Annotated in this window: 14 protein-coding genes and 1 pseudogene; 10 read left to right on the top strand and 5 right to left on the bottom strand. The window is 43.0% G+C overall.

The window, feature by feature from the left end:
• Positions 1 to 150, top strand: a pseudogene (locus RMO55_RS22395) (homogentisate phytyltransferase); the annotation flags it as partial.
• Between the two features lie 67 nt (positions 151 to 217).
• A complete protein-coding gene (locus RMO55_RS21505; RefSeq protein WP_310430164.1) occupies positions 218 to 1,258 on the top strand; it encodes a tocopherol cyclase family protein in 1,041 nt (346 codons plus the stop codon).
• Between the two features lie 38 nt (positions 1,259 to 1,296).
• Here RMO55_RS21505 and RMO55_RS21500 read toward each other — a convergent pair whose 3' ends face one another.
• The 3 genes from RMO55_RS21500 to RMO55_RS21490 form a co-directional block, all read right to left on the bottom strand.
• On the bottom strand, positions 1,297 to 1,833 hold the full coding sequence (locus RMO55_RS21500; protein WP_310430162.1) for a hypothetical protein: 537 nt from the start codon (positions 1,831 to 1,833) through the stop codon (positions 1,297 to 1,299).
• A 241-nt stretch (positions 1,834 to 2,074) separates the two neighbouring features.
• The gene (hppD, locus tag RMO55_RS21495; RefSeq protein ID WP_310430160.1) at positions 2,075 to 3,094 is read right to left on the bottom strand and encodes a 4-hydroxyphenylpyruvate dioxygenase; all 1,020 of its coding nucleotides are present in this window, start codon (positions 3,092 to 3,094) and stop codon (positions 2,075 to 2,077) included.
• A gap of 328 nt (positions 3,095 to 3,422) precedes the next feature.
• A complete protein-coding gene (locus tag RMO55_RS21490; RefSeq protein ID WP_310430158.1) occupies positions 3,423 to 4,280 on the bottom strand; it encodes a methyltransferase domain-containing protein in 858 nt (285 codons plus the stop codon).
• Positions 4,281 to 4,391: 111 nt separating this feature from the next.
• Here RMO55_RS21490 and RMO55_RS21485 point away from each other — a divergent pair, with 111 nt between their 5' ends.
• The 6 genes from RMO55_RS21485 to RMO55_RS21460 all read left to right on the top strand — a co-directional run bounded on the left by RMO55_RS21485 (position 4,392) and on the right by RMO55_RS21460 (position 7,905).
• Positions 4,392 to 4,598, top strand: a complete 207-nt coding sequence (locus RMO55_RS21485) for a hypothetical protein (protein ID WP_310430156.1) — start codon at positions 4,392 to 4,394, stop codon at positions 4,596 to 4,598.
• A gap of 756 nt (positions 4,599 to 5,354) precedes the next feature.
• Complete coding sequence (gene rpsF, locus RMO55_RS21480; RefSeq protein WP_310430154.1) at positions 5,355 to 5,708, top strand: 30S ribosomal protein S6; 354 nt, start codon at positions 5,355 to 5,357, stop codon at positions 5,706 to 5,708.
• A gap of 262 nt (positions 5,709 to 5,970) precedes the next feature.
• The gene (locus RMO55_RS21475; RefSeq protein WP_310430152.1) at positions 5,971 to 6,369 is read left to right on the top strand and encodes a DUF4168 domain-containing protein; all 399 of its coding nucleotides are present in this window, start codon (positions 5,971 to 5,973) and stop codon (positions 6,367 to 6,369) included.
• 105 nt (positions 6,370 to 6,474) lie between these two features.
• On the top strand, positions 6,475 to 6,906 hold the full coding sequence (ureE, locus tag RMO55_RS21470; protein ID WP_310430150.1) for an urease accessory protein UreE: 432 nt from the start codon (positions 6,475 to 6,477) through the stop codon (positions 6,904 to 6,906).
• Positions 6,907 to 6,936: 30 nt separating this feature from the next.
• Entirely contained in the window at positions 6,937 to 7,626 is a 690-nt protein-coding gene (locus tag RMO55_RS21465) for an urease accessory protein UreF (RefSeq protein WP_396134446.1), read from the top strand.
• A gap of 129 nt (positions 7,627 to 7,755) precedes the next feature.
• Positions 7,756 to 7,905, top strand: coding sequence for a hypothetical protein (locus tag RMO55_RS21460; RefSeq protein ID WP_310430148.1), 150 nt, complete (start codon positions 7,756 to 7,758; stop codon positions 7,903 to 7,905).
• A 413-nt stretch (positions 7,906 to 8,318) separates the two neighbouring features.
• Here RMO55_RS21460 and RMO55_RS21455 read toward each other — a convergent pair whose 3' ends face one another.
• Both RMO55_RS21455 and RMO55_RS21450 read right to left on the bottom strand, forming a co-directional pair.
• Positions 8,319 to 9,701 carry a 16S rRNA (cytosine(967)-C(5))-methyltransferase gene (locus RMO55_RS21455; RefSeq protein ID WP_310430146.1) on the bottom strand — a complete coding sequence of 461 codons (1,383 nt, stop codon included), beginning with the start codon at positions 9,699 to 9,701 and terminating at the stop codon, positions 8,319 to 8,321.
• Positions 9,702 to 9,858: 157 nt separating this feature from the next.
• Positions 9,859 to 11,316 carry a DEAD/DEAH box helicase gene (locus tag RMO55_RS21450; protein WP_310430144.1) on the bottom strand — a complete coding sequence of 486 codons (1,458 nt, stop codon included), beginning with the start codon at positions 11,314 to 11,316 and terminating at the stop codon, positions 9,859 to 9,861.
• Between the two features lie 297 nt (positions 11,317 to 11,613).
• Here RMO55_RS21450 and RMO55_RS21445 point away from each other — a divergent pair, with 297 nt between their 5' ends.
• Both RMO55_RS21445 and RMO55_RS21440 read left to right on the top strand, forming a co-directional pair.
• Positions 11,614 to 11,847, top strand: a complete 234-nt coding sequence (locus RMO55_RS21445) for a hypothetical protein (RefSeq protein WP_310430143.1) — start codon at positions 11,614 to 11,616, stop codon at positions 11,845 to 11,847.
• A 134-nt stretch (positions 11,848 to 11,981) separates the two neighbouring features.
• The gene (locus RMO55_RS21440; RefSeq protein WP_310430141.1) at positions 11,982 to 16,142 is read left to right on the top strand and encodes a PAS domain S-box protein; all 4,161 of its coding nucleotides are present in this window, start codon (positions 11,982 to 11,984) and stop codon (positions 16,140 to 16,142) included.
• The last annotated feature ends 16 nt before the right edge of the window (positions 16,143 to 16,158 follow it).

Genomic DNA, 16,158 nt, shown 5'->3' with positions numbered 1-16,158 from the left:
TCTCATGCTGGATTACTTGGATTATTATGGTGGCGCAGTCAGGATATAGATTTAGAACAAAAAGACTCGATCGCTAGTTTCTATCAATTTATCTGGAAATTATTTTTCTTTGAATATCTGCTGTTTCCGATTGCTTGTTTTGGGAATTAGGTTTTAGGTTTTAGACTTTAGGCTTTAGGGGCTAAAGATTGGGTACTTTCAGATAGGAGACTGAACTTTGGAAACACCTCATAGTGGATATCATTGGAATGGATTTGATCGTAGTTTTTTTGAAGGGTGGTATTTTCGGGTTACTTTACCTAGACTTCGAGAGTCTTTCGCTTTTATGTACTCGATTGAAGATCCATCTGGTGGGGGTGCTAATAATGGTGTAGCAGCACAAATTCTAGGAATTGACTATCAATATTTACTGTCTTCTTTTCCTAACCCTAATAAGTTTTGGGCGAGCAAAGATCGGTTAGGTTTAGGACATTGGGGTGAAACTAATCTAGATATCCGCCCGCAATTATTGTCGATGGAAGCATTTGAGAATCAGATTACTCAAGGTTATCAAGTCACGGCTACTTTACATCAAGGAGCTTTACCAGAACATAACTGTCGATGGTGTTATCAGATCGTTCCTGTATATGGCTGGGGACAGCCCCAGCAGCCTCAGCAAGCTACTGCTGGTTGGCTATCGTACTTACCGATATTTGAACCAGGATGGCAGATTCTGATGGCACATGGCTTGGCTACGGGGTGGATTGAATGGCGGGGAGAACGCTATGAATTTAGTCGTGCGCCAGCTTATAGTGAAAAGAATTGGGGGCGATCTTTTCCAGAGAAATGGTTTTGGGTAAATTGCAATAGTTTTAGTGAGACAGTTGGGTTAGCGGTAACTGCTGGCGGTGGGCGAAGAAAGGTTTTATGGACGATGGAAGAAGTGGCGATGATCGGGATTCATTATCGCGACAGGTTTTATGAATTTGTACCGTGGAATTCCCAGATTAGTTGGCAAATTCAACCTTGGGGAGAATGGCGTATTCAAGCTACAAATGGAGATTTTCGAGTGGAACTAATCGGTACGACTGACTTAGCTGGTACGATGGTGCGCACGCCGACAGAAGAGGGTTTGGTAATGTGTTGTCGAGATACGCTTAAGGGTTTATTATCGATCGATCTACGGACTCGTCAAGGTAAGCAAATTATCGCAGCAAATAGTAATGTTGCTGGTTTAGAAGTTGGTGGTGCTGGATGGGATCGAGATTGGGTTAAATAAAGCGATTTTATTGGATTTACTGGTTATCGATCGTCGCCTTAATTACCTGTCCAGATTCTACCTGCTCTATGAGGTTTTCCTGTAACTATACTAGAGCGAGGAATATTAATATCGGATGAAGCTGCTTTGACATCTATCTTTATAGTTAAAGAGTCTAAGATATCTGCTAAGTTGTATTTGATTCCGTATGGTGTAGGAATCGGTTTTATGAGCAAAGACTCGACCAACCTTTTATTTAAAATTTCCCAATAATCAGTTTCATTGGGATAATTCACAAAAAAGTTGTCGATAAATTTATAAATCGGTACAAAATCTGGATAATTCATTAGCTTTGATTTACCAATTCCATTCTTATATCGATAGCTAATTTCAAGATCGAGTACAGCTTTGCCCTGATGTTTGACTGCATAATTATCAAATTTGAAAGACCATCCTTCATAGCTATAGTCCATAGAGATCGGACTACTTCGGGTAATTTTTTTTGCAAATACTCGCTCGATGTCCAAATTACTAAATGCGAATCCTAGAAAGATTAACAATCCAATAATAATTAGAAATTTACGGGTAAATTGCATAACTTTTGAGAATAATCAGGCGAATATTGCCCTAATGGATAAGTTCTTTAATTTTGGCAACGAGAGTAATCATACCAAACCCTGTTTGAAAAACTTACTTATAATAGCATTCAGCCGTCAGTCGTCAGCCGCTCTATTTAACAGCTTTGGTGAAATTAGATCGGGGGTCTGTGTAAAGCGGATTTGGTATTAGTCATCCACCGATCGGATCGGTTTTTAACGTGTAAGTCCTAGATTACTGCTATATACTATTATATTGTTCGATCGCTTCAAATAGTGATTGAAAATTACCTTGTCCAAATCCTTTTGCCAGGTTGCGGCGTTCGATGACTTCAAAAAAGAATGTTGGGGATTCAAATATGGGTTGGGTGAATATTTGCAGTAGTAATGCTTCAGGCGCGGATTCAGTCCAGTCCATGAGAACTTGCAGACGTTGGAGTTTTTGCCACTCGTCGTCGGTGAGGGATTGCTGTTGTGCAGTTTTAGCCCTAATTTGTAATTGAGTATAATAGGTTCGATCGATCGGTAGAAAAGCTAATTTTTGCTGTTGCATTCGATCGATAGTTGTGAAAATATCATGAGTTTGCAAGGCAATGTGTTGAATTCCGGCACCTCGATTTGTATTTAAAAACTGTTGAATCTGAGAGTTACTCGAACTAGGCTGATTGATATTAAACCTAATCTTCCCACAGGCACTAACTAGTGCCTGACTGGTTAATCCCGATTTTTGAGTATGAATATCAAATGTCTGGTGGACTTGAAAGTCGAAGAGATCCCGATACCAGAGTGCGGCTGGTTCTAGTTCGCCAACGGCAACATTTAAGACGAGATGATCGATACCTGTAATCGATTCATCTAGAGTGATGGTTGAATCTGTTAATTCTGATGAGGCTTGAATAATTGTATGATCGATCGAACCCCACCCCCGAACTGTCAACCACGGAAATTCATCTGCTTCTGAAGAGACTGCCAGAATTTCGATTCCCAATCGATCGATCTTTCGTCTCATCTCATCAAGATCTGGAACCCTAAACGAAATATTCCTCACTCCCGAGGGATGAAGCTGAAGATAATCAGCTACAGGACTAGCCGAATTGAGTGGTGATGCGATCGAAAATAATAGGTGATAATTACCAACTAGATACTCGATTGTATGTTCGTTAATTTTACCACCCAAATATCGTAGACCCATTTGTTGAACTAACAAATCTCGCGTTCGGGTGGCATCTACAACATAAAAATGAATGCAATCGATTTCCATAAAGTCAAGTTCTAATGCTCATTTCGCAGTATTGACTGCGGCTCGCGGATTGTTGACTATTATTCTGTCCATATATTAACAGCCCTGCAAAAGCAATACTATCTATCAATCGGCTGAAATCTGGGATCTCTGTTCGAGTCAATAGATAGAGAAAATTGTGGCTCTATCTTTCTTCAAAGACGATATTTAAGCACTTATTGTTCTCAAGTTGCGGATACGGCACTTCCAGCAGCTATGAGGTACAGTCTAATCTCTGAAAGTTAGTCAGTGAGCAAGTTAAGAATAAAAAAATGTATCCTACGACAGCCGGAAGTGCTGTATTTGGAGTCTATTTCGTTGCGGCAATCAGACCAAAGCGAATCAAACCGCACCGATAACCCTCACTCATCAACCTTAATGATATCGCCGCCTCGATCGTCTTCCAACCAGCCTTCAATAGCCCGATAACTGCCTGTGGCGTAATTGCCGAAGCGATCGTCTCATCCCAAAATGGGGCGACTGCGGTAGACCAATCATCGACGCGCAAATCCTTGAAGCCACACTGTTCGACAATCTCTGTATAGCTTGGCAACGAGATCACATAGGGCAAACAATAAACCCGATAAATATCTTGTAAATGCTTCTCCTCCTCACGAGTCAAAGGTGTTTTCGCCGTTGTCGGACGGTGACACCAAGTCGCCAGGATTAGCTTTCCACCTGGTTTCAATACGCGATAACACTCCTGCAAAAATTTCGCCTTATCTGGCATATGTTCGCCACTTTCCAACGACCATACCAGATCGAAGCTATTGTCGGCAAAAGGCATAGTGAGTGCGTTCGCCACCTGAAAATCAGTCGTTGCTTGCAAACCAGCCGCTTTTGCGCGTTCATTGGCTCGATTCGCCTGTACGGGAGAAAGCGTAATCCCCGTTACCTGAGCACCAAATTTCTCAGCAAAATAGAGGCTACTTCCACCAATCCCACAACCGACATCGAGAATATTCTGGGGTGGGTTTGTGGTAAAGTCATCAGCCCAAGTGAGTAGTTCTTCGATTAAGTCGATCTGCGCTAAACGACGATCTAGTTTTTTGAGATTTCCATCTTCACCATAATAGCCATGATGCATGTGTTCGCCCCAGATTCCTTCCCACAGCCCACTAGAAGCATCATAGAATTCTTTGATTTGTCGATCCAGTTGGGTATTCATTAGAGAAAGTCGCAAGGCTTACACATCTCACACATTCTAACGAAATTGGCCCAGTATTAGGCGGCGTAAAGTAACTCTACTGGATCTCGATATCTGTTTACAACTTGGCAGATGGATTTAGCTGACAGAAATTTAAGTTTAGAGAAATTGCTAACTCAAATTGTGAGATCGGAAATCCAGGCGTTTCAAAGTAGACAAGCCGATCGACGACTCACCAAAGTATTAGGATTTGTCGAAGGCTTAACAATCGATCGAGCATCGAATCATCGATCGCTATCGGCAAGATCGACACAATTCCCCCAGCAGATATTTTTGTGACGATCGTCACAGCGATAGTTACAAATTGTAAACAAGTATATCGCGATCGAGTTAATTGCTTTCTTTCTCAATTCGATCGAGATAATATAGGTTGTTGGTACCAGCAGTGATGCTTGATTCAAGGATTGCAGCTCAAAATAAAACTATAATCTAGCCAATTTTCAAAAATTCTTAAACATTTCTTAATAAATAGAGGTACAATAACTATAGATTGAGATCATCGCAGCTTACCGCGTTTGCTCGATCTACCGATCTAGACCAGTGGCTCTAGCTTAGAGCAGCTCATTCATCGGGTAATCATCCCAACAACTAGCAATATATCTATATTACGCTGACGTAGTTCTGGTGATGCTAGCACTAAAAATCTCCAATCAAAGTGCTGGAAAACACCGCCGATCTACCGTAGTAAATAGCAGAATTGCGTACATAAGGTGATTCAAAAACAATTTCAACAGCCTTGAGCTGAATGAACCATGTTCGATCCTGTTTCCGCACCCGCCATCGTCCGTGTTATCTGTAGTGCTTATCTTCTCTCCACGTGTTTCTTGTTGAGTTTTACTACCTGTGGTTGGTGGATTATCGCCTATCTCGAAAACCAGGATAATCATTTACCCAGAGGGTTTAGCTAGTTATCTAGATCGGATTTAAAATTTAGTCGATCCAAACGGCCTCAATTGCTGATAAGATAGTAAATCCTTGCTTGGGCAGACACAAATGTGAATCGCGCCTAAGCCAATATGTCCATAAGGAGAATCTGTGAGCGATAAATACGAAATCATGTACATCCTGCGTCCCGACTTATCGGACGATCAGGCTAATGAGTCGGTCGAGAGATACAAGGGTATCATCGAAACCAATGGTGCTACCGATATTGAAATCCAACAACGTGGCAAACGCCGTCTTGCGTACCTAATTGGCAAGCACCGCGATGGAATCTACGTTCAGGTCAATTATACTGGTTCTGGCAAAGAAATCGCGCCTTTAGAAAGAGCAATGCGACTGAGTGAAGATGTCATTCGCTATCTGAGCCTCAAACTAGATCCTCCCAAGAAAGCAGCTAAAGCTGCTGCTGCGGCGGCTGCGCTTGCTGAAAGTGAAGATGCCGCATAGTATGTCGATCGAAATCTACAGCTTTTAAATAATAGCCCGCACTAGCGGGCTATTATTGTAGCAACCGCTCGATCTAAATACCTAAAGCCTAAAACATCAAGCTTAACCCCTAATAATCAGGAACTTATCGACAGTCAAACACTTCAACTAGAATGTAACTCAAACCAAAATTCGCTCGATTGGTTTCATCCCTAGTCATATGACAACTCCAGACACTCGAAGTAGATTTTACCGTTTATCCTGCCCACTATTGCTGGGCATCATGACTAGCTGCTTAGGTATTTTAGGTGGAATAGTCCCCGATCTTACCCAGCAGCCGAGTTCCTTGTTCGGTAGTGCGGCCCGAGCGGATGAATTTAGCGATCCAGATCTGCGTAACTATGCTGCTGCGCTGATGCAAATCGAACCACTCCGGCAATCCGCACTCGCGCAAGTCAGCCAAGCCAATAGTGGTGGCGCATTACCAAATCTAGTCTGCAATCAACCTGGGACGATGGAGGGTTTAAATGGTGAAGCGAAATCGCTGTTTATCAAATACTGCAATCAATGCGAGAGTATTGCGTCTAGTCGAGGACTGAGTATCGATCGGTTTAATCAAATTACCCAGGCTGTACGATCGAATTCACAACTGCAAACTCGCGTGCGGAGCTTCATGAATTAGCCCGCGATACAGATCGATCCAATCTAATTGAAGGTATAATATCAGCGATCGTCTAGTGAGGTCAAGTTTACAGTGTCGAACAGCTCGCCGTCTGCAACAGCAATCGTGCTTAGTCAAAGGTTGCATCACCATCACCATCATTCATCCCCACCACAAATCCTCTCGCTGACAGCGGAAGAGCGTACCCGCAGCCGCCATCATTTTAGCACTGAGGATGGAAGCCCTGTTTACCTACAATTACCACGCGGGACAACACTTCAGGATGGAGATCTGCTCGCAGCCGATCGAGGCGATTTCCTCGTTAAAGTTGCTGCGAAACCAGAGCCAGTTTTGACGGTAACTAGCAGCGACTCACTTAATTTACTGCGGGCGGCTTATCATTTAGGCAATCGTCATGTCAGTCTGGAAATAACACCTACCTATCTTCGGTTGACTCCCGATTCAGTGTTGGCGGGAATGTTGACACAATTAGGTTTGCAGGTGGTTGCTGAAGTTGCGCCATTTTGTCCTCAAGGTGGTGCTTATAGCCATCATTAAATTGGTGGATAGTGGATAGTTGAAAATAGTGTGAGCTTGGAAGTAATAAATAATCAACAATTATTAAGATTATTGCAGTTATCGAGTCCACTGTTACCTGTGGGTGGATATAGTTATTCTGAGGGACTGGAGAGTCTGATTGCTCAGGGGATAATCTTCGATCGAGTAACGCTTCAAACGTGGATTGGGAGGGAATTACAGGCTGGGGCAATTCGGATTGAAACAGCCGTGATGGATCGCGCGTATATGTCGGGAAATCGGTTGGATGGGAGCGGATTGCAGTACTGGAATCAATGGCTCTCAGCCGCACGGGAAACTGAGGAATTACGTCAACAAAGTTGGCAGATGGGCGGTTCTTTAATTAAACTTTTGGTTGAATTAACCCCAGAAATTCAAGAGTTAATAATTAGGATAGAGCGTCCTTGTAATTACGCGATCGCGTTTGGAGTTGCCGCACAATACTGGCAGATCGATCGACATGCGGCTATTCTAGCCTATTTACACAGTTGGGTCACAAACTCGATCGGTGCAGGGATCAAATTAATTCCGCTGGGACAAACAGCGGGACAACAAATATTATGGCATTTGCAGGAAGAACTAGATCTCCTGTCTCAGATTATCCCTACTCTGGCTGATGAGGATCTCTATGCCTGTAGTTGGGGATTGTCTCTCGCCAGTATGCAGCATGAAACCCTTTATAGTCGGCTGTTTAGGAGCTAAGATGGCGTTGCTGAATTGAGATCTATGGGATTCGGGAAAAGAGGAAAGCTAATTTTTGTCGGAAGTACAGGATCGGACACGGATGCTTTGCATTCTGATTTAGCAACGCCGCGAATATGATCGTAAACGATGTCCAGCGGAGGATCGCCGCAAGGGATGGTAAGTACCTTGACACCTAATTTTGGACTATCCAAAAAAACTGTTGCTATAAATTCTCAATATGTATTGACATTAGTTCTCAATACATATATAGTAATTCATATCACTCAAGTTCATTGATAACCAGCAGCCAGACATCTACTAAGGATCTAGTAAAAGATCGTAGATTGCTGGACTGTAAAAGTTGCATTCAGTTTCAGGGCTGGATGAGAATTGGAACTAGTCATTGGGTTGGTGTTCTCCTCTCTAAAAATTAAGGATCGGCAGGTCGGATCGACGAGTTTAGGCTCATCATCCGACTTTTTTTTGCATCCTACAATTGGCAAGTTAATTTAATTGCTAGACGATCGCCAGGAACTAGCTTATTAAGAATAATTAGTATTAATTTTAGAGGTACTTTGCACGGTCATAATTTGAGGTTAGGCTTTAGGCTTTAGCGACATTATCGCTAGATTGTGGTTGTGACAAAAGCGCAAGCAATGCCCAGGCGAAGTACAGTTAAGGGCAGAAGCAATTTATAAATTGTCCTACCTTTAATTTCGACGGAGTTTCACCATAAAAAAGCCATCCATCTGGTGACGATGCGGCCAAACTTTAATCCAGCCTGCATTGTCAGCTAAACTAGCTAAAGGAGAATTAGCGGGTGGTAGCTCGATGTGCCAGTCGGGATGAGTTTTTAAAAACGGTAGGATGATATCCTCATTCTCGATCGAGCATACCGTACAAGTAGCATATAGCAGCACGCCGCCAGCTTTTACCCAGGTTGCGGTATTGGCGAGTAATTTAGCTTGTAATTGGGCTAAATCGTGAATCTGGGCGGGTGTTTTTTGCCATCTGGCATCAGCACGACGATGGAGCGTACCCAATCCCGAACAGGGTGCATCTAATAATACTCGATCGGCAGTATTGGTTAATTCGCTAAATCCACAACTATCTCCAGTCAGAATTTTAACGGTATCCAATTGCAACCTGTCAAGATTTTGTTGCAATTTTTTTAACCGCGAAGCTGTTTTATCCAGCGCGAAAATTTGTCCGGTATTGCCCATCAATTCGGCGATATGGGTAGTCTTTCCACCTGGAGCCGCACAAGCATCGATGACGACTTCGTGGGGCTGGGGATCTAGTAAATGAGTGACGAGTTGGGCACTACTATCTTGAACCGTCCACAACCCTTCTACATAGCCAGGTAATTGACTAATTGCACCGACATTGCCGACAAATCTCAATCCTTGGGGTAGATGGGGAATGGGAATAGATTGACTACCAGCAGTTTGAAAGAGATCGATTAATTTGGCGCGTTGTGCTTCGATTCGCTCGATTTGGGGCGCATCTGGGCTGAAATCTCGATCGATCTTGAGGATATTAACACGAAGATCGATCGTCGGGACTTGATTGAAAGATTGACACAATTGCTCGGTCTCGATCGATCCTAATTCTACTACCCATTGCTCGATTAACCAGTCAGGAAAGCTATATAACACACCTAAACGACCAATTGGGTCTTCAGGTAGCTCCAACACCTCTTCTTGGCGATCTTGGAGCCGAATATATTGACGTAAGATGCCATTGACTACTCCAGCTAAACCAGTCAAACCATTTGCTTTGGCTAAATCGACAGTAGTATTGACCGCCGCCGAAGCGGGGATGCGATCGAGATAGCGGAGCTGATATAATCCCAATCGTAATAATTGCCTCAGATCTGGCGGTTGACGATGGGCGGGTTGCTTGGCTAATTTGTCAATAATCGCATCAAGCGAGCGTTGGCGGCGCACGATCCCATTGACTAATTCTGTAAATAAATGTCGATCGACATTGGATAATTGAAATTTACTTAATAATCGATCGATAACGATATCTGTAAAGCTACCAGTCTCCAGATCTTTGAGAGCAAATAATGCTAATTGACGAGGATTCATAAAGTTTTGGGCGTAAATAAAGAGACTATTCTGATGGGGTTCGGGTTTCGGGTCTCGGGAATTGGGAATAGTCCCGTAATTTGTGCCGCTTCATGCCCGCCCTCTAGGGATTACGCTTCTCATTTAGGATCGCTATAGTGATGACACCAAAGCTCTCTCAAACTGGAACATAAGCCTTGATTTTTGTTCTGGTTAATCCGGTATATTGAAGTTTTTGTAAATCTGGACAGCCCCGCATATCCCAGGTATGTAAAAAAACATGATCGATACTCGAACCTTGCGCTTTATGGGTGGTCAGACAATAAGCATAAGGACAATAATCAAAAGCTTTGTCTAAGTCAGCAGCTTTGTACCATTCTTTTTTAGCCCGATATTCTTTGATTAGTTCTTGGCGTTTTACTTCCGATGGTGGGGTTAATATTTTTAATTTATGACGACCGCCAACTTCTGTGATAACAGGAATCTCATGCCAACTAAATTGGGAATTTTGGTTGACGATACCATCGCCTGCAACCTCACATTCTTCAGAATTATTAATGAGAATATTCCATTCTTTTTTCTTTTTCATACTGCTACTAGATGCTTGAGCTTTAGATTCTCTAAATACAGGCTTTTTGGCAATTAATCGATCGCCGATTTTAAATGGTTCAGCATTTGCCCCCCATAATTGTAATCTGATCCAATCATTTAGTGATTCAGCAGTATTGTTGCGCCATACTAAAATCCGACAATAGTTGGGGTCTGCTTGCCACTGTGAGGATTTAATCAGTTTGGCAGCTTCATTTAACCACTCTTGATATGGCAAACAGATAATCGATTCATCTAATGTAGATTGAAATGGATACAAGTTTGTTTGATAGCGTCGATCTGTCCGCATTTGTTCGGCTACTTTACTAATTTCTCCATCGTATCTAACAACTTCAATTAAGGTAGCTTCATGAGTAATCAGTGATGTTGTCGAAACGATTGGTTCTGATTCACCGACTGGCGGCAACTGAGCTGCGTCACCGACAAATAATACTTTAGTTCTAGCTCCGATCGCTTTTTCCATTTCGGTAAAATTAGTCGAGCTAACCATGCTAAATTCATCAATAATAACGATATCAAAATCTAGCTTTGACTTGGATTTAATCGTAAATTCTTCTATGCCTGTTTCTTCATTTAGTCGCGGTTGTTGACCTAAAAGTTGGGCAACTGTCATAGCATTAATCGTTACGCCAGCAAGATCGGCGATCGATTTAATATTCTTAGTCGCTTTATTCGTCGGCGCGGCAACCACATAATCAATTTGTTGCAGCTTCAACCACTTGATGAATTCGGCGATGAGAAAGCTTTTACCCGTACCTGCATATCCAACTAGTCGAAAGTAGCGAATAGTTTTGCTGGTAGCAAATGCTTGTAGTTTAATAAAAGCCTGCTGTTGGGAATTAGTAAGTTGAGTTTTAGTCGAACCAGATGGCGGGGGCGGTGGTGCCTCTAAAGTTTCTAAATCCCATTCATCTAGAGCTAGATCTAACTTAGCCAACATCGCATTTTGCTGCGATCGATTCAATTTTTCGTGCAGAAAAAGTAGCTTGTGTAGATAGTTTTCGAGGGATTTTGTCAGAGGTTTCATGTCTTCAATTTAGCGAGCCTTAGAGGATGTTTGAAAAGTCTCACATCTTGCACCAATATATGTCTCGGGAGAGTCGATCGGTAATGCCATGATAAACTACCCCAGCCTCACAGAGTCAGCCATTCGCTCGCGGACTTCGGCATCTGTGGGTAGAAAAGCCACTTTGCAAGAATAATCCCTAACTCCACAGATAACTCATAACTAGCAACTTGGGCTAATATTAAGATCTGATGCGATCGATTGTCGATTTCGATTGTCAATCTGTATAATAGGATACAGAAGTCTTGGGATAGTTTTATGAAAACAGCTACCGCCCACTGTCGAAGCTTTTTTGCCGATACAAACAGAGCCTCGATCGATAGTTTTCAACCACAAGCTGATATTTGGGTCAAACTGCGCAATCGACCGAATGATTATAGTGATGATGAAGCTTTGCTGATGTGCGAAACGGGAGCAGGTGGATGGCTGGGTTGGGTACCTGGTTTCGGACAAATCGCGCTCCAACCTGGCGCGTTTTATCGGCTGGTTTGAATCGAAAGATTAGCAGTATTTTAGTAAAATCCGATCCGAGGAGGGGATTCTACCAGCATGTGACGATCTATCGTGTTGCATGGACCTTGCTCTAGACTTAGTATAGATGTGAAGGAAGTTTATTCTGAGCATATATGCCTACAGCCAATCTGAGCCAGAGTTTACCAAGCTTGAGATCCATCGTCGATCGACAGCCGTTAATCGTCGCGCCAGATCTGCCATTAGTAGAAGTAATTTCCTTGATGAGTCAAGCAAAGGGACATACCTGTCTATTGCCCAACTCCGAACGTAATAGCAGCGAAGCACGATTGTTAGCATTAGAAATATCAGCCGCTGCACGCCATAGCTCTGTCTTAGTTATCGCAGATCGTCGATTAGTTGGCATCTTCACAGAACGCGATTTGGTCAAACTTACTGCTAGTCAAACCGATCTCCAGAGTGTGACTGTTGGGGATGTAATGACAGCCGATCCAATTACCTTGGTGCTGTTGGAACAGCATACTGTGATGACTGCTTTAGCGATGTTTCAGCAGCATGATATCCGGCATTTACCAATTCTAGACGATCGAGAACAGCTGATCGGCATTGTTACTCCAGAGCATATTCGTCAAGTTTTACAGCCAATCAATCTCTTAAAATTTAAGTCGGTGTCTGAGGGGATGACGAGTGAGGTAATTCATGCTTTACCGACGACGACAGTTTTGGAAATTGTGCGGATGATGAACGATGCCCCACAGGGGAGGCTGCGCCAACGAAATATCGGCTCGATCGTCATTGTAGATGGGCAGGAGCCGCCAAAACCAGTGGGGATTATCACCGAACGCGATATCCTTCAGTTTCAGGCGTTTGAACTCGATTTAGACCAGTTGTTAGCAGCAGCGGTGATGAGTAGTCCGCTGTTTTGTTTGCAGCCGACAGATTCGTTGTGGGCGGCGCAACAGATTATGCAAACTAAGAATATTCGGCGATTGGTAATTACGAACGATCTCGGTGAATTAGCAGGCATTCTTACCCAGTCGGATCTATTGCAATTACTCGATCCGTTAGAGATGCTATATATGGTGGATAGTTTGCAATCGCAACTAATCGATCGAGCCACAGAATTAGAACAAATTAATCAAGAGTTACAGGTAGAAATAACTAGAAGAGAAAATGTTGAAGCTGAGTTACGTCGAGCTTCCCAAACCTTGGCAGATCGGGTAGTCGAGCGAACTGCTGAATCAGCATTATTGACAGAAGAACTTCATGTCAAAATTGCCGAACAGCAATCATGCGATCTTGCTTTAGAGGCTAGTCAACAGGGAATTTCTGACTTTATTGAAAATGCCCTAATTGGAATGCATTGGGTGGATGTTTATGGCGATATTGTCTGGGTAAATCAAGCTGAACTAAATATGTTTGGCTACGACCGATCTGCATATATCGGTCAGCCATTAATAAATTTTCATGTCGATCGAGCAAAGATTACCGATATTTTACAGCGGGTATCTCACAATGAGTCGATTAAAAACTGTGAGGCTCAAGTTTATCGAAAGGATGGCTCGATCTGTGATGTGTCGCTCGATGTTCACGCCTTTTTTAAAGATGGTAAATTCATCCATGCTCGTTGTTTTACCAGAGATATTACCGAACAGAAGAATGCTGAAGCTATTGTAAAATCCACATTGACATCGCTCCAGTTTCAGAAATACGCTTTAGATCGATCGGCAATTGTTGCTGCTACCGATCGGGAGGGGACGATTGTTTCTGTCAATGAAAAATTTTGTGAAATTTCTCAATATTCCGCAGCGGAGCTAATTGGTAAAACCCACAGAGTAATTAATTCTGGCTATCATCCTCCTGAATTCTTCCGAGATTTGTGGGCAGTAATTACTAGTGGAAAAGTCTGGAGTGGAGAAATTAAGAACCGCGCCAAAGATGGTAGTTATTATTGGGTAGCAACTACGATTGTCCCATGTTTAGATGAGAGTGGTCAGCCTTTTCAATATCTATCAATTCACTTTGATATTACCGATCGCAAGCAAGCAGAAGAGTCAGTGCGACAGAATGAATTGAAGTTTCGAGCGATTTTTGATGGTACCTTTCAGTTCGTGGGATTGCTCGATAATCAAGGTATTTTACTCGAAGCTAATCGTACCGCATTAGAGGCGATCGGTGTAACTCAAAATGATGTTGTCGGGCAAGCATTTTGGGCAACTCCGTGGTGGACTCATTCACCCGATTTGCAAGTGCAACTTCAACAGGCTGTAATCCAAGCTGCCACGGGTGAATTGGTGCGGTTTGAAGCCAAACATTTCCTCGCTGATGGCTCCTATATTATTGTCGATTTTTCGCTTAGTCCGATCTTTGATGACACTGGAAAAGTTGTGATGTTAATTCCTGAAGGGCGGGATATTAGCGATCGCAAACGCATGGAAACAGAACTACAAGTAAGTGAATCCCGTTATCGCGCCTTAGTGACGACTGCACCTGTGGGAATTTTCCAAACTGATGTAGTGGGAAACACGATATTTCTCAATCAGCAATGTCTAGACTTGATGGGAGTGCCATTAGCCGCAGCGTTGGGGCAAGATTGGATAAATTCGCTCCATCCTGACGATCGAGCATGGGTATCGGCTCAGTGGGATGATGCGGTGCAAGCTAATCGTGAATTCATTACAGAGCATCGATTTAGGACTCCCCAAGGGTGTGTGAATTGGGTATTTGTTAAAGCGATTGGGATTTATGATGAGGTTGGAATTGTGACTGGATATATTGGCACAGTAATAGATATAACCGATCGCAAAGCCGCCGCGCAAAAAATTCAGGAGCAAGCCGCTTTATTAAATGTCACTACTGATGCGATTATCGTGCAAGATTTGGATCGTCAGATTCAATTTTGGAATAATGGCGCGGAGTCGATTTATGGATGGAAATCTGCCGAAGCAATGGGATTGAATACAGACCAATTGTTCTATACAGATGTCCCGCCGGAAGTCGCAATTGCGGCTCAGACAGTGCGGCAAAAAGGCTCTTGGCAGGGTGAATTGCACAAATTGACTAAAACTGGCAGGGAAGTAATTGTCGAGAGTCGGTGGACGTTAATTCGTGATGATGCGGGCAATCCGACATCGATGTTGAGTGTCGATACAGATATCACTGCAAAAAAACAGTTAGAGCAGCAATTTCTTCGCGCTCAACGGTTGGAAAGTTTGGGTAGTCTGGCAAGTGGAATTGCCCATGATTTGAATAATGTGCTGACACCGATTGTTGGTGCTGCGCAACTTTTACCGTTGACGTTGCCAAATTTGGACGCACGCAGTCAAAGACTATTGAATATGCTGGTAGAAAGTTCTAAACGCGGGAGTGGTTTGGTGAAACAAATTCTCACGTTTGCACGAGGAATGGATGGCGAACGGACTGTGCTACAGGTACGGCATATTCTCTCGGAAATTATTAGTGTCGCTCGGCAAACGTTCCCCAAATCGATCTCAATCAACCTCAATCTCGACAGTGAAGATCTCTGGTTGGTAAGTGTTGATGCAACACAGATTCATCAAGTCTTAATGAATTTATTTGTAAATGCGCGAGATGCAATGCCTCATGGTGGTGAGATTTCAGCCAGTGCCGAAAATATCACGATTGATGCGGCAGATACCAAGCTACATCTCAAACCACCCGTAGGATCTTATATTTTGATGACGATCTCTGATACTGGCATTGGGATGACTAGTGAAATGCTAGAACAGATTTTTAATCCATTTTTTACTACCAAAGCAACAGGTACGGGATTAGGATTATCGACTGTACAGGGGATCGTTAAAACTCATGGTGGATCGATCGATGTTGAGAGCGAAGTTGGGCAAGGTACTTGCTTCAAAATCTATCTACCTGCCATTGACAGTCGCGAAGCTGAAACCCCGATGGTGGATGAAGATCTATATGATGGCAAAGGGCAATTGGTATTAGTTGTCGATGATGAAGCGGCAATTCGGGAAATCACTAAAGAATCATTGGAGACGTATAATTACCGCGTCATGTTAGCAAGTGATGGAATTGAAGCGATCGATATTTATGCGCAAAATCATCATAGTATCGCGATCGTTCTAGTCGATCTGATGATGCCCAATTTGGACACCCCATCAATCATTCTCACCTTAAAACAAATTAATCCCGCAGTTAAAATTGTGGTGATGAGTGGTTCTTATCTCAACCTAGCAGAAACGATCGACAAGCAGAAAGTAAGCGCGTTTCTAACCAAGCCATTCACAACCGTAAATATGCTGCAAATATTAGCAAATATTCAAACTAAATAACGATCGTATATTTTAC

The organism is Chamaesiphon sp. VAR_48_metabat_135_sub, assembly GCF_031418915.1.
Lineage (GTDB): Bacteria > Cyanobacteriota > Cyanobacteriia > Cyanobacteriales > Chamaesiphonaceae > Chamaesiphon.
Note: the sequence above shows the minus strand (reverse complement) of the source record. Positions and strands in the feature narration are given on the sequence as shown.